Raw genomic sequence first — 14,173 nt, forward strand, 5'->3', positions numbered from 1 at the left:
ACCGTGAATGTCGTGAAGTTGGAGCTGGCGCGCGGACTGGGACGGCACCTGCGCGCGGGGCACCCGTGGGTGTTCCGCAAGGCGCTGGAGCACGTGCCTCGCATCCCCGCCGGAAGCGTGGTGGACCTGACGGAGAACGGGAAGTTCGTCGCGCGCGGGTATTACGATCCGCACTCGGCCATCGCCGTGCGGGTGCTGACGCGCGACTCGCGGGACACGGTGGACGCGGGCTTCATCACCCGGCGCGTGCGCCAGGCGCTGGCCGAGCGCCAGTCGCTCATCGACCTGACGGACACGGACAGCTACCGCCTGATCCACGGCGAGGGCGACGGTCTGCCGGGCGTGGTGGTGGACCTCTACGCGGGCTGGGCGGTGATGAAGCTGTACTCGGCCGGCCTGACGCCGTACCGGCCGCTCATCATCGAGGCGCTGAAGGCCGGAGTACCGGGGCTCAAGGGCATCGTCGGCCGCGACGAGGTGGCGCGCGATGACGTGGAGGAGGACGAGGGCCGAGGCACCGGGCGCATGCTGTACGGCCCGGAGGCGCCCGAGCAGATCGCCATCCGCGAGCGCGGCGTCACCTTCATGGTGGACGTGTGGCGCGGACAGAAGACGGGCTTCTTCCTGGACCAGCGGGAGAACCGTCACCTCATCCGTCGACTGGCCAAGGGCCGGGACGTGCTCAACTGCTTCAGCTTCAGCGGCGGCTTCTCCGTCAACGCGGCGCTGGGCGGGGCCAACAGCGTGTTCTCCGTGGACCTGGACCCGGAGGCCATCGCCCTGGCGCGCGAGAACTTCACGCGCAACGGGCTGCCCGCGGAGAAGCACGACTTCCTCGCGGCGGACGTGTTCAAGGTCATCCAGTCCTTCAAGGACGAGGGCCGCACCTTCGACCTGCTCATCCTGGATCCGCCCGCCTTCGCCAAGAGTCAGCGCGCGGTGCAGGCGGCCATCGACGGGTACGCGTCGCTCAACCGTCAGGCGCTGGGCATCCTCCGGCCCGGTGGGCTGCTGGCCACGGCGTCGTGCTCGGCGCGCGTGAGCCCGGATGAGTTCATGGGCGCGGTGCGCGAGGCGGGCTTCAAGGCCGGCGTGGACCTGGCGCTCGTCGAGGAGCGCTACCAGCCGCCGGACCACCCGGTGCGCCTGCAGTTCCCCGAGGGCAAGTACCTCAAGTTCTACGTGCTGCAGGCCGTCTGACGCGCGCTTGCTGCTCGCCGTCGCGTGGGGGCGCCGCGGAGCTTGGGGGATGAGTGTCGCTCCCTCCCGGTCGGGGAGGGGGCGTGCCCCAGGCGAGTGGCCGTGCTCCGGCCGGTGCCTCACCACCCTGGCTTGCTGCGAGGCGCGAGAAGCCGAGGTATGCGGCTTGCGGACTTGCGCCGCGCTCAGGTCCCGAAGACGCGCGACGCCACGCGGTCCAGCACGGTGGTGCCCCACGTGAGGCTGGCCTTCATCAGCCGCTCCATGTCCTTCGTGAAGGCGGAGCCCGAGGGCAGCTGCGTGTAGTCGCGGCTGAGGAACAGGCTCTTGTTCTCCGTCTCGAAGTCCACGGTGCCGCCGCCCGCGTCGGTGCCTTCCTCGGCCTCACGACGGAAGCCGTCGATGACGCCCGGCTTCGGGTCCTCGCGGAAGCGGTACACCAGCGCGCTGCACTCGAGCGTCTGCGTCGCCTCGTGGTGCTCGAAGTAGAGCTGCGCGTCGCCCACCATCGCGCCGCCGAAGCCCTGCGCGTTGAGGCCCTCGCTCATCCCCGCGCCCTGCGTCTGCAGATACCAGCGCACGAGCTCCCGCGCGGCCTCGCGCGTCATCGGGCCGCCCGGCGGGGGAGGGGGCTTCGCCAGGCCCATGGTCGACAGGAGCCACTGCAGGTGGCGGGAGAACGCGAGCGCCATGTCCGAAGCCCTCCTACGTCACTTCGCGGGGATGACCTTGGAGGCCACGCGCTCGAACACCTCGCTGCCCCAGCGCAGGCTCGCCGCCATGAGCTTGCTCAGCTCCGAGGCGAAGACCAGGTCGATGGGCGGCGTCTGGTACGAGCGGCTGAGGAAGAGGCTCTTGCTCTCCGACTCGAAGTCCACCGTGCCACCGCCGGCGTCCGTGCCCGCGGCCTGCTCGGAGCGGAAGCCCTCGAGGACGCCGGGGCGGGGCGCGTCACGGAAGCGATAGATGAGGGCGCTGCACTTGAGCTCGCCGGTGTCCTCGGAGTGCTCGAAGTACAGCTGCGCCTCGCCCACCGACACTCCACCGAGCCCCTTGGGATTGAGCCCGGGGCTCAGGTGGACGCCCTGAGCCCGAAGATACTCCTGCACCAGTTGAGTGGCCTCGTCACGCGTCATGGTGGTGGTTTACCACGACTGGCGTGTGGGCCATCAGAACTGGCCGGCGCGAGCCTGCTCGAACGGGACGCGGTGGTTCAGGTACGTGCCCACCAGCGAGTGCGCGCCCGAGAACACGGTGTCCTCGGAGAAGTAGTGCACCTGCGCGCCCTTGCCCGCGTGGCGCAGCATGTCCGCGGGGCTCCAGCCCTTGCCGCCCAGACCGAAGAGCGTGGGGACCGCGTCGCGGTTGTTGATGTAGTGCACGTAGTTGGGGCCGTCCGGGTAGGTGCAGGCGGCGGCCGCGAACGTCTCCACGTTCAGCTTGCTCATCGTCTGCTCGACCTGCTCCTTGGTCATCCCGTCTTCGATGCGCAGCCGGCGCGCCACATCCGACAGCGCGCGCGAGGTGATGAGGCCACCCTGGCTGTAGCCGACCAGGTGCACGTCCCGGCCCGCCTTCAGCTCGTTGTAGACGGTGTCCGCCAGCGTATCCACGGCCGGGTTGGTGCCCTTGTCCAGCTTGTCCTTCACGGCCTGGAACAGGTCGGCGACGGTGCCCTGCGTGGAGTTGTGGATGCCGATGGTGCGCATGCCCGTCGTGTCCGCGAGCGCCTGCAGCTCCGCCGTCTGCTTGGCCAGGTCCGTGCGCATGCCGTTGGTGTAGATGACCGTGGCCGTCGCGTTCGGGTTGTTCTTCGGCGTGAAGGCGGGGATGTCGCTCAGCGGCGTGCCGGGCTCGAACGTCTGGCCACCAGCGCCCACCAGCTTGCCGTCGTAGACCTTGTCCTTCGAGCCCGGGGGCGCCGTGAAGACACCGGCCACCGTCGCCGTGCCCCTCGCCTTGCCGCTCTCGAAGCCATCCACCACCGCGTTCGCGCGCGCCGCGCTCGGCTGCACCGCCGGCGTCGCCACGGTGTTCACTTCCGACGTGCGGCCAACAGGGGTCCGGGGGGTGGTGCCGACGACGGGGCGGCCACGCTCGATGGTGCTCATGCTGGAGGGCTCCTGCGGACTACGACGGGGGGATGGAAGATGACGTCCTTGCCCCATTGTCCCAGGAAGCCGTCCGAAGTTGCGCACGAACGAGGTAATTCGCTCCAAACACTCAATTCCGACGCGGTGCGTCGTGGTGGCTTGTCGCGTCACATCCCGAGTGAAGCGGGGAAGCCGAGCCGAACCCGAGGCGATCTCCAGGGTTGGAGGTCTTCCGAGGGGCGGTGCGGGCAGGAGTATCGGTCCGGCGCCCGCCCTCCTATGGTGGATTCCATGGTCCAGAAAGGTCAGTTCCTGGAGCGCTCCACGCTCATCCCCGTGGGCGCGGAGGTGATGGAGGGCACGGCGCATCGCGGCAAGCGCGCGCCTCCGTTGCTCATCATCCCGCCGCGGCCGGACGAGGGTGGGGGGATGGATCACGTCATCGCCGCGGAGCTCGCCTGGGCGGCGGCCAGCGCGGGCTTTCCCACCCTGCGCTTCAACCACCGGGGCGTGGGCGCGAGCCAGGGCAAGCGGGGCAAGGACCTGGCGTTGCTCGAGGACGCCGAGGCGGCGATGCGGGTGCTCCTGGAGACGGCTGGCACGAGCGCGGTGGCGGTGGCGTCGCTGCACGGCGGCGCGCAGGTGGCCCTGGCGCTCCAGGCGCGCTTCCCCGCCGTGGGGGGCCTGTGCCTGGTCGCGCCGGCGGACGTCGACCCGGCGGTGCTGGGGCGCGTGACGTGCCCGTTGCTGGTGGTCCAGGGGGAGGGGGACGCACGGATGCCTCGGGCGGCGGTGTCGGCGGCGGTGGCCCGGGCGGGGGGGGATTTCGAGGTCATCGACGACGCGGGCGCCACCTTCCAACGCAACCTCCCGCAGGTGGGGCACGCCCTGTCCACCTGGCTCCAGCGCCTCTCCGGCGGTTGACCGATGCTCCGCAACCCAGCGGACTTCTTCACATTTCTTCAGCCTCCCGCACTTGCACGCCGGGAGAGTGGGCGTACAGACTGTCCGTGCAGACCCAATCGTTTCTCCGTTCGTTCGTAGGGTCTTCCGGAAGCGTGCCTCGTTCCTCAAGGAGCAACCCGATGCGGATGGTGCGATGGAGTTTGGGCGGAGCCGCGCTGGCCCTGGCCGTGACGGTGGCGCCCGCGTGCAAGTCCGCCCAGAGCGAAGCCGAGCGCCCTGCGCCGCCTCCCGCCTCGCTGGCGGACGCGGTGGATGTGGTGCCCCACGCCATCGTCGTGGACTTCAAGGACGGCACCACCAAGGCGGAGTTCGACGCCTGGGAGGCCGACTGGGGCGTGGACCTGGAGCTCAACTCGGTGGAGAGCGCCGACGAGGCCCTCACGCTGGCGGTGGGCGTGGACGACGTGGCGGGCGTGCTGGAGAAGATCCGCCGGCACCCGAGCGTCGAGGCCGCCGAGCCGCTGATGGAGGTCCGCGCGAGCTTCACGCCGAATGACCCGGAGTACGCGCGGCAGTGGAACCTCCAGATGATCGACATGCCCAAGGCCTGGGAGCGCAGCCGGGGCAAGGGCGTCGTCGTGGCCGTGCTGGACACGGGCATCGCGTACGAGGACCACGAGGACTTCAAGCAGGTGCCCGACCTCAAGGGCGTGAAGTTCGTGGCCGGCTACGACTTCGTCAACGACGACGAGCACGCCAACGATGACCACGGCCACGGCACGCACGTGGCGGGCACCATCGCGCAGGCCACCAACAACGGTGAGGGCGTGGCGGGCGTGGCCTTCGAGGCGACGCTGATGCCGGTGAAGGTGCTCAACCACTTCGGTGGTGGCACCACGGCGGACATCGCGGACGCCATCCGCTTCGCGGCGGACAAGGGCGCCAACGTCATCAACATGTCGCTGGGCGGCGGCGGCTATTCGCAGGTGATGGCTCAGGCGGTGGAGTACGCCCGCAAGAAGGGTGTCACGGTGGTGGCGGCTGCGGGCAACGGCGGCCGCGCGCACGTGGAGTTCCCCGCGGCCTATCCCGGCGCCGTGGCGGTGTCCGCGGTGGGGCCGGAGGGCTCGCTCGCGCCGTACTCGTCCTATGGCAAGGAGCTGGACATCGCCGCGCCCGGTGGTGACAAGCGCCGTGGGGACGCGGGCGGCATCATCCAGAACACCATCGACCCGAGGGACGTGTCGCGCTCCGTCTACGCCTCGTACCAGGGCACCAGCATGGCCACGCCGCACGTGGCCGCGGTGGCCGCGATGCTGTACTCGGCCGGCGCCAAGGGGCCCGACGAGGTGGAGAAGGCGCTGTACGCGGGGGCGACGAAGGTGGCGGACCAGGCGTGGACCGAGCAGTACGGGCACGGCCTGCTCAACGCGGAGGCGTCGCTGGCGTCGCTCGGCGGTGGCATGTCGCGCTGGCCGCCGCTGTACTGGGCGCTGGCGCTGCTGGCCTTCGTGCTGCTGACGCTGCGCGGCCGTGAGCGCCCGGGGTACCTCAACGCGCTGCTGCGTCCAGCGTTCCTCGTGCCGCTGCTGCTCTCCACGGTGGGCGTGTACTTCGTGCGCGCCTGGTTCATGGGCACGGCGGGCGCCGCGGGTGACGTGGTGGAGATGGCCTCGCTGCCCATCCCGGATTGGGAGCGCATCATCTTCGGCCGGGGCCGCACGGTGAACCCGCTGTTCTACAGCGCGCTCATCCCCGTGCTGCTGTCGCTGCCCGCCATCGGATGGAAGGGGATGCGCTCGGCGGTGGGTGGCCTCGCGCTGGGCTTCGCGGGCTTCCTGGCGTACTCGGCGTGGGCGGGCGCTCCGGCGCTGTCGTGGATGCCCTTCGCGTTCCTGGCGAAGCCGTGGCTGGGCTTCAACACGGTCGTCTGCCTCATCGTCGCTCGCGCCATGCTCAAGCGTGAGGACGTGCCGTGACGCTCACCGGGCGCGTGGTGTTCCGCGACATCGAGACGGGCGTCTGGGTGCTGGAGGCCGATGACGGCACCACGTACCAGCTCGCGGGTGGCGACCGGCACATCAAGAAGGATGGCCACCGCATCGAGGCCGAGGGCCGCGTGGACAAGGACGTGCTCACCGCCGCGATGGTGGGGCCCGTCTTCCACGTGAGCTCGTATCGCTTCGTCTGAAGTGGGGGGCCGGGGTTCGCTCCGGTCCTCGCTTGTCGCGGAAGACGTCAGGTGCTGGCCCGCGAATCTGGGCCAGGCGCGACCTTTCGCCAGCGCTCCTGTCCGTGATGGGCTCGTGGGTGCGCTGTCTTGTGCGGTGGCACGCCGCGCCGAGACGACCAGCGTCAGGGCGACGTGCCGAACCGCGCTTGCTCCATTGCATGAGGGCCGCCAGCGTCGGGGTGGCGGCACCACGTACGCAAGTCGTTCAGTGAGCGGCGCCCATCAGCGCCCAACCGTTGGCTTCGCGCCCGCTCACGGTGACTTGGTACCGCCTTCGGCCTTGTGTGCGCGCGCCTGACGCGTGCGCTCCTCGCTGTACGCCTCCAGCGGAGCCTCTCCCCGGCGCACGGCCTCGCGGAGTTCCTGCAACGACTCCCGCTCCGCTTGGAGCCCCGCGGGCGCGTCCTTCTTGAGTGGCGCCAGCGGGTGGGCCACGTCATGGAGGTTGAGCGCGATGCCGCGCCGGTCCACCACGGCGAGCAGCACCAGGGACACCGTCGCGGCCACCACCCACGGCAGCACCAGCTTCGCCAGCGACGGCACGGGCCTCGTCTCCCTCGCGCGCTCGTCGCTCACCGCGATGCCGGTGCCCCAGACGGGGACCCACCGTGACATGCCCAGCAGCGCGAGCACTCCCGCCCAGCCGAGGCTCGCCAGCATCAGCACGTCCTGGGGGCTGGTGTCCGTGTCCGCGGCCTCGGTGCCCATCGACTTCGCCACCAGGAACGCCGCCGAGGACACCAGGTTGTTGGCCGCATGCGCGGCGATGCCGGGCCACAGCGAGCCGGTGCGCAGGTAGAGCCAGCCAAACAGCAGGCCCAGTTCCACGCGCGCCACGAAGCCCACCGGGTCCAGGTGGAACGCGCTGAACACCACCGCGGAGATGACCAGGGCCGTCGTGGGCGAGCGCGGCGACGGGGGCGTCAGGCCCCGCTGGAAGACGCCTCGGAAGAACAACTCCTCGCAGATGGGCGCGGCGACCGTCACGCCCGCCAGGATGATGGCCAGCTCCACCGGCGTCTGCTGCTCGAAGAGCCGCGAGCCATCGAACATCTCCTTCATCCACTCGGGCGCGAGCTTCTGCGCGGTGAACTGGATGGGCACCACCAGCGCGAAGAAGTTGGCGATGCCCAACAGGAAGCCGAAGAGCGTCGACACCGGAAGCAGCGGCGTCAGCCCCGTGAAGAGCGCGGGCTTCCATCCTCCGAGGCGCGGCAGCAGCCACCCCAGCGCCATGAAGATGAAGACCTCGGTGAACCAGATACCGAAGGCCGCGTTGAGCAACTGGACGGAGCCGCCCACCAGGATGAAGAGCACCAGCGCCAGGGCCGCCCCGCCGAGCGCCAGCATCCGAGGGCTCCTGGGCTCCGGAAGGGGAGGCTCGGAGGGGCCCGTCGGCCCGAGGGGCGCGGCGTCGCTGGGGGCGGAATCTTCCAATTTGTCGTCTCCTTGACGCGAAAAGCTGAACTGTCGCGACAGCATGTTCTCTATACTGTCAGCACCTTGACGTCCTACATCCTGGCTCGAACGGTGCAGCGGACGTGGTGGAAGCCCCCTCGAATCCTCGGCGTCGTCTGTGCCCTGGGCCTGGGGCTGGGAGCAACGACGTCGCACGCGTCGGCGTTCCTGGTGGAAGCGCGAACCGAGGCGCAGGCGTACCAGATTCGTGCGTGGCGTGGCAGCACGTCGGACGACCCGGTGCTGCTGCCGAGGCGGCGAATCGTCCAGTACCTGGGGCTCAACGCCTTCGAGCTCGCCACGGGACAGGACCTGGGCTTCGAGTCCAACATGCGCATCTGGGCGGACTTCGGTCTGCCCAAGGGTGAGGCCGAGCGCGTCGACGGGCTGAAGTCCGAGGACGCGGAGTTGCTGCACGCGTACGTGCGCTACGCGAAGGGCGGCTTCGAGGGACGGCTGGGCCGTCAGCTCTACACGGACGTCTCGGACATCATCGCGTTCGATGGGCTGCGCGCGCGCTACGTGACGCGCATGGGCCTGGGCGCGGAGCTGTACGGCGGCCTGTGGGTGAAGGGCGCGAGCTTCCTGGGCTCGTCCGTGTATCAGCCGGACGGTACGCGGGAGAGCGACTCGCGGCGGCTGGACCAGGGCGTGGCGGGCGCGGACCCCACGCTGGATTCGATGGAGCCCGTCTTCGGCGCCAAGCTGCTGCTCGAGGACCTGAAGGGCTTCAACGCCGCGGTGGGCTACCGCAAGGCGATGGTGGAGGGGAAGACGGACCTGGAGCGCGCCACGGTGGAGGCGCGCTACGGCCGGGGCCTGGGGCTCAACGCGCTGGCCGGCGTGGACTACGACGTGCTGCAGGGCAAGGTGGCCCAGGTGCGCACGCAGGTGCGCTGGGACGGCACGCGCGTCGCGACGACGCTGGAGGTGATGCGCCTGTCGCCCGTGCTGTCGGCGGACTCCATCTGGTACTACTTCGCGTGGGCGCCGCGCGACGAGGCGCGGGTGCGCGTGGACGTCTTCACCCCCGGCCCGCTGCGCTTCTACGTGCAGGCGCTGGGCAGCCGGTACAACGAGAACGTCAACCCGGAGATGGCCATCGCCTCGCAAGTGGACGCGGAGGGCGCGCCGGAGTCCACCAGCGTCGGTGGGGCGGCGGGCGCGGCGTGGCGCTCGGGCGCGTTCCGCTCGGCGCTGGACGTGACGTACCGCACGGGCTTCGGCGGAGACCAGCTCTGGGGCGACCTCACCGGTGGCTACACGTTCGACCGGGAGCGCTTCACGCTGGACGCACGGGTGTCCTTCGCGCGCATCTTCGACAGCTTCAACGCGCGCCTGGGGGGCAACTTCTACGGCGCCCAGGTGTGGGCCAGCCGGGCCCTGACGCGCGCGACGCGGCTGTCGCTGGTGGTGGAGCAGAACTTCAATCCCTTCACCGACTCCGACACCAAGGCCTTCCTCCTCTTCGACCTGAAGGCGAGCTTGTAGATGCTTCACCGTCAGTACCGACATGCACTGCTCGCCCTGGCCGCGCTCGCCATGCTGGTGGGCGCCGGCGTCGCCTGGGCCGCCACGGCCCGCGAGCGCAGCCTGGCCGTCTATCCCGCCCAGCACGTCCCGCTGCGCTTCGACCACGCCCAGCACCTGGAGGCGGGCGCCGAGTGCACCACGTGCCACGATTCGGCCCGCGCCAGCGCGTCCTCCAAGGACCTGAACCTCCCAGGCCACGAGGAGTGCGAGACCTGTCACGACATCGAGGCGGGTCGGAAGGGCAAGCCCACGGACCCTCCGTCCGCGTGCAACACCTGCCACCCGGGCTTCGACGCCACCGTGCGCAAGGAGCCCGCGAAGCTGTCCATGCCTCCGGCCAACCTGCACTTCAGCCACCAGCAGCACGTGGACAAGAAGGTGGAGTGCTCGGTGTGCCACGGCGAGATGAAGGACGTGAAGCTGGGCACGCGAAACCAGCTGCCGAAGATGGCCACGTGCTTCAAGTGCCACGACGGCACCGTGGCCTCGAACACGTGCGCGACCTGCCACCCGACCGAGCCGTCCGGCCGGCTCAAGCTGACGTTCGACTCGGGCCTGCTCAAGCCCATGCAGGGCAACCCCCTGGGCCTGGACCACGGCCCGCGCTTCGAGTTCAACCACGGGGCCCGCGCGTCGACGGACCGGCTGGTCTGCATGCAGTGCCACAGCGAGAGCTACTGCCAGACGTGCCATGACGGCATGCAGAAGCCGCTGTCCATCCACCCCAACGACTTCATCACCCTGCACCCGGTGCAGGCCCGGACCAACTCGCCCCGGTGCGAGAGCTGCCACCGCGCCCAGTCCTTCTGCGCCGCCTGCCACGAGCGCGCGGGCGTGGGCATGGACGCGGCCCAGTCCCTGCGGCCGCGCAACCAGAAGGTGCACCCGGACTACACCACGTGGGTGGAGCTGCCCGGACCGCAGCACCACGGCATCGCGGCGTCGCGGGATTTGACCAGCTGCATCTCCTGCCATCGCGAGGAGTCGTGCATGAGCTGCCACTCGGAGCTGTCGCCGCGGCGGCAGATCAACCCGCACCCGGCGGGCTTCGCGCAGTCGTGCAAGAAGCTGGCGTCGGCGAATGACCGCGCCTGCCTCAAGTGCCACTCGTCGGAGAGCCTGGCGCAGAAGGGGTGCCGGTGATGGGCGCGCGCTCGAGTCGGTTCTTCGCGGGCGTGCTCGCGCTGTCGGCGCTTTCCGGGTGCCTGGAGCCCGGGGACGCCATCTACCTGCCGCGCGACACGGTGCCGCCCCGGGTCGTCTCCACGGCGCCGGGAGGAGGGGAGACGCTGCCGAGGGGAGGCGCCCTGCGCGTCACCTTCTCCGAGGCCATGGACCTTCGCAGTCTGCGCCCGGGCATCGCGGTGTTCTCCGGCCGGGATGAGCTCCCGCTCGTGCTCACCGCGCCCCCCGTGCCGGAGTTGGACGAGGACGTGGAGCGGGGCGACGTCCCGTACACGGTGGAGGCCGCCTTCGCCGAGGGCGTCGTGCTGACGCCCAACACGCAGTACACGCTGGTGCTGCGCACGGTGCTCACGGACTACGAGGGCAACCCGCTCTCCAGCGAGATTCGCATCGTCTTCCGCAGCGCGCCGTGAGCCCTCGCGGGCTTGCGGCTACATCTGGAAGAACTCGAAGCTCTGTCCCGCCTCCTTGCCGTCCTTCTTCCCCTCGATGCGGGCGGTGAGGCGGTTGGCGGTGGGGCGCTGGTAGAAGATTCGCTGCGGGTAGTCGTGCTGCGGGTTCTCGAACAACACGCCGTTGCTGTTGCAACGCAGCATCTTGAAGTCCGAGGGCGGCCGTCCCATGGGCTGGGCCACGAAGTAGAGCCCGTCCTTGCGCGCCTCGATGCGCATGTACTCGAAGAACACCGTCTTGCCCTGGACGATGGTGCGGCTCACCCCGAAGAGCGTGCCGCCCGCGGCGGGCGTCCAGTGCTCCTCCATGAGGTTGCCGGCCGTGTCCTGACGCCAGCTCCCCGCCAGCCAGGCCACGTCGTGGATGGAGGCGCCACATTCACGCGAGGCGGGCTCACCGGTGTTCGGCGTGGAGCCACAGCCGAGAAGCGGGGAGGCACCGAGGACGAGGGCCAGGAGGGCAGGGCGAGCAGTCATCCGCCCATCCTCCCATGCCCCGCTGACGGGCCGCACCGTCCTCGAGGAGGCGGCGCGGCCCGGTGTCGACACGTCAGCGCTGCAGGTACTCGCGGATGCTCTCGACCAGCTGCTTGCGCGCGTCCGCGTCCGTCGCCTGGGGACCGACCTTGAGCTTCTTGTCCTCCTCGACGAGGAGCTTCTGGTCCTGCAGGTACGTCACCGCGTTCTCCAGCGTCACCTTGGCCAGGGACTCGGCGGCGGTGATGCGGCCGGCGTGGTACTCGGCGCGACCCGTCTCCAGGGCCATCCGGAGGAAGGCCTTGCGGTCCTCGGCGACGCCCGTGGCCACGTCGTTGAGCGTCATCGCGGCCAGCAGGTACGCCTCCAGGTAGTCGCGCAGCAGGTCCGCCAGGAACTCCAGCTCCGGCTGGGCGTGGGGCTCGGGCGCGACGCTCAGCGTGTCGCCCTCGTGCATCACCAGGCCCATGCGCACCAGCCGCTCCACCGTCTCCGCGAAGATGGTGTCGAAGGTGGTGTTCACCCGGTAGATGAACTCGAGCTTGAACAGGCGCGAGAGGAACAGCGCGCGCGCCTTCACGTCGTCGTACGAGGCGGACGTGCCGGCGGCCAGCATGGCGTTGGCCACGAGGCTGCGCGCGGCCACCAGGTTCATCAGCGTGTTCTTGTAGAAGGACATCTCCGCGCGGCGGTCGTCCTCCACCTGGTAGATGACGTCACCCTTGGCCTCCTGGGTGCGCACCATCTCGTCGCCGATGAAGGTGCGCATCGCGTCCTGGATGGGCCCCATCGTCTCGGGGTTGCTGGGGGCGTTGCCCAGCTCGCGCGACTGCGGCGCGCCATCCTCCTGGGCGATGCGGCGCAGGATGCTGATGCGGTCCGCCAGCTCCCGCTGCGTCAGGCCCCGGCGACGGTGCGCGAGCAGCGACGTGCTCACCAGCGCGTGCGGCGTCACGGTGGACACCTTGCTGATGCCGTACATCACGCGGTTGCCGAGCGCGCGGACCAGGCCCTTCTTCTGCTCGTCCGTCACCGGCTGCTCGGGGTCGAGCCCGCGCTCCTTCATGAACTCCACGAGCGAAATCGGCTCGTCGAAGCCCAGGTGGATGCGGCCATAGCGCGCCGCGAGCACCTTGGGCGTGCTGAGCAGCGCCTTGAGGTCCTCGGGCTTCTTCTCCCCGCCGGCCAGCTCCTTCGAGTAGCTGCCCGACTCGACGACCTTCTCGTAGTCGATGGCCACCGGGACGAAGAGCAGGTCGTTGCGCGCGCCCTCCAGCACCGACTCCACCTGCCAGGTGAACATGCCCAGCTTGGGGGAGAGCAGCTTGCCCGTGCGCGAGCGGCCGCCCTCGGGGAAGAACTCCTGGTGGATGCCGTCGTGCACCAGCTTGCGCACGTAGGCCTTGAAGGACGCGGCGTAGACCTTGTCGCCCTTGAACGAGCGGCGCAGGAAGAACGCGCCGCAGCGGCGGAAGATGCTGCCCAGGGGCCAGAAGGACAGGTTGGCGCCGGCGGCCACCAGCGGCACCGCGTAGCCGCGGTTCCACAGCACCCAGCTCATCACCAGGTAGTCCATGTGGCTCTTGTGGCTGGGGCACAGGACGATGGGCGCGCGGGTGGCGGCCTTGAGCGCGCGGTGCAGGCCCGCCTCGTCCACGTGCATGCCGTCGTAGATGCGGTTGAACACCCAGTCGAGCAGCGGGGCGACGAAGGCCAGCGTCGTGGGGCTGGGCTTCGCGGCGATGGCCTCCAGGTTGCGGCGGGCCTCGCGCAGCACGCTCTCCTGCTTGCGGCCGGACTGCGCGGCGTGCTCGTCCACCACCTTGCGCAGCTGCCTGTCGCGCAGGGTCTCGTCGATGATGCGCACGGCCGGCTTGGCCGGCGGTCCGAACACCGCGCGCGTCTCCCGGGCCAGGTGCACGTGCAGCGTGCTGCGCACCTTGCGCGCGAGCACCTCCACCGAGTCCTTCGGGTTCTGCTCGGCGAAGGCGCGCAGGTCGATGGGCTCTCCCACGCGGAACTGCGCGCGCTTGTAGTTGCGGAAGAAGGCCAGCATCGAGTGCAGGAAGCCCGGCGCCTCGGGGCTGCCGAACACCATGTCCACCCAGTTGGGCTTCAGGCGCGCGCTGCGCTTCTCCCAGACGAACAGCTCCGGCACCAGGTACACGGGCCGGTCCGACGTGCGCGCCAGCTCCACCAGGGCGGGGAAGGGGTCCTCGTGCGTCTCCTTCCCGGACGCGTGCAAGAGCGCCGTGCGCCGCAGGAAGACCAGGCCGCTGCCTCCCTGTTGGCGCGCGTACTCGAAGCGCTCCAGGAACGCGCCGCCCTGCTTCGTCTGGCGCCACGGCTTGGTGAACCACGGGCGCAGGTTGGACACCGCCCGCACGGGCGGCAGGCTCCGGCGCACCATGGCCCAGGTGAGGTAGAGGAAGTTCACCCACGCCGTGGAGCGCATGACGTGCACCACGAACCCCTTGGCGTGGAGGTTTCGCAGCTCGTCCTCGGCCTCGGGTGGGAAGTGGACGCTCTCCAGATAACGAGTGCCCAGCGCCCGACCCATCGGGCCGAACTCCGCCTTCAGCAAGGACTCTCCCTGATTCGCAGACTGCGACAGCGCGGTTTCCAAGGCAGCCCCC

The 14,173-nt window shown here is 70.0% G+C and carries 13 protein-coding genes; 7 read left to right on the forward strand and 6 right to left on the reverse strand.

All coding sequences use genetic code 11. The features are described 5' to 3' along the window. The first annotated feature begins 3 nt into the window (after window positions 1–3). Window positions 4–1,200, forward strand: coding sequence for a class I SAM-dependent rRNA methyltransferase (locus VZQ01_RS38090; RefSeq protein ID WP_141324529.1), 1,197 nt, complete (start codon window positions 4–6; stop codon window positions 1,198–1,200). Between the two features lie 185 nt (window positions 1,201–1,385). Here VZQ01_RS38090 and VZQ01_RS38095 read toward each other — a convergent pair whose 3' ends face one another. The 3 genes from VZQ01_RS38095 to VZQ01_RS38105 form a co-directional block, all read right to left on the reverse strand. Continuing rightward, entirely contained in the window at window positions 1,386–1,808 is a 423-nt protein-coding gene (locus VZQ01_RS38095) for a hypothetical protein (RefSeq protein ID WP_223785219.1), read from the reverse strand. Window positions 1,809–1,910: 102 nt separating this feature from the next. After that, complete coding sequence (locus tag VZQ01_RS38100; protein WP_223785207.1) at window positions 1,911–2,336, reverse strand: hypothetical protein; 426 nt, start codon at window positions 2,334–2,336, stop codon at window positions 1,911–1,913. A 33-nt stretch (window positions 2,337–2,369) separates the two neighbouring features. Beyond that, window positions 2,370–3,311 carry a hypothetical protein gene (locus tag VZQ01_RS38105; RefSeq protein WP_223747722.1) on the reverse strand — a complete coding sequence of 314 codons (942 nt, stop codon included), beginning with the start codon at window positions 3,309–3,311 and terminating at the stop codon, window positions 2,370–2,372. Window positions 3,312–3,584: 273 nt separating this feature from the next. Here VZQ01_RS38105 and sglT point away from each other — a divergent pair, with 273 nt between their 5' ends. The 3 genes from sglT to VZQ01_RS38120 all read left to right on the forward strand — a co-directional run bounded on the left by sglT (window position 3,585) and on the right by VZQ01_RS38120 (window position 6,390). After that, a complete protein-coding gene (sglT, locus tag VZQ01_RS38110; RefSeq protein ID WP_223747723.1) occupies window positions 3,585–4,217 on the forward strand; it encodes a type IV pili motility protein SglT in 633 nt (210 codons plus the stop codon). A gap of 161 nt (window positions 4,218–4,378) precedes the next feature. Continuing rightward, window positions 4,379–6,178, forward strand: coding sequence for a S8 family serine peptidase (locus tag VZQ01_RS38115; protein WP_223747745.1), 1,800 nt, complete (start codon window positions 4,379–4,381; stop codon window positions 6,176–6,178). After that, the gene (locus VZQ01_RS38120) at window positions 6,175–6,390 is read left to right on the forward strand and encodes a DUF5818 domain-containing protein (RefSeq protein ID WP_223747724.1); all 216 of its coding nucleotides are present in this window, start codon (window positions 6,175–6,177) and stop codon (window positions 6,388–6,390) included. Before VZQ01_RS38115 ends, VZQ01_RS38120 begins: the two co-directional genes overlap by 4 nt. Before the next feature lie 294 nt (window positions 6,391–6,684). Here VZQ01_RS38120 and VZQ01_RS38125 read toward each other — a convergent pair whose 3' ends face one another. Continuing rightward, window positions 6,685–7,869, reverse strand: a complete 1,185-nt coding sequence (locus tag VZQ01_RS38125; RefSeq protein ID WP_426746095.1) for a CPBP family intramembrane glutamic endopeptidase — start codon at window positions 7,867–7,869, stop codon at window positions 6,685–6,687. Window positions 7,870–7,935: 66 nt separating this feature from the next. On the opposite strand from VZQ01_RS38125, the gene VZQ01_RS38130 reads away from it, so the two are divergent. Genes VZQ01_RS38130 through VZQ01_RS38140 form a run of 3 tightly spaced genes read left to right on the forward strand, consistent with a single transcriptional unit; the run spans window position 7,936 to window position 11,021 of the window. Then, window positions 7,936–9,381, forward strand: coding sequence for a hypothetical protein (locus VZQ01_RS38130; RefSeq protein WP_223785211.1), 1,446 nt, complete (start codon window positions 7,936–7,938; stop codon window positions 9,379–9,381). After that, window positions 9,382–10,566 carry a cytochrome c3 family protein gene (locus tag VZQ01_RS38135; protein ID WP_426746096.1) on the forward strand — a complete coding sequence of 395 codons (1,185 nt, stop codon included), beginning with the start codon at window positions 9,382–9,384 and terminating at the stop codon, window positions 10,564–10,566. Then, entirely contained in the window at window positions 10,566–11,021 is a 456-nt protein-coding gene (locus VZQ01_RS38140; RefSeq protein WP_223747728.1) for an Ig-like domain-containing domain, read from the forward strand. Before VZQ01_RS38135 ends, VZQ01_RS38140 begins: the two co-directional genes overlap by 1 nt. An 18-nt stretch (window positions 11,022–11,039) precedes the next feature. Here the strand turns inward: VZQ01_RS38140 and VZQ01_RS38145 are convergent, their stop codons facing one another. Both VZQ01_RS38145 and VZQ01_RS38150 read right to left on the reverse strand, forming a co-directional pair. Beyond that, window positions 11,040–11,537, reverse strand: coding sequence for a DUF6265 family protein (locus tag VZQ01_RS38145; protein WP_426746097.1), 498 nt, complete (start codon window positions 11,535–11,537; stop codon window positions 11,040–11,042). Between the two features lie 73 nt (window positions 11,538–11,610). Continuing rightward, window positions 11,611–14,163, reverse strand: a complete 2,553-nt coding sequence (locus VZQ01_RS38150) for a 1-acyl-sn-glycerol-3-phosphate acyltransferase (RefSeq protein ID WP_223747730.1) — start codon at window positions 14,161–14,163, stop codon at window positions 11,611–11,613. Window positions 14,164–14,173: the final 10 nt, after the last annotated feature.

Origin of the sequence: Myxococcus faecalis, from assembly GCF_050039385.1 — a bacterium.
GTDB classification, from domain to species: Bacteria; Myxococcota; Myxococcia; order Myxococcales; family Myxococcaceae; genus Myxococcus; species Myxococcus fulvus.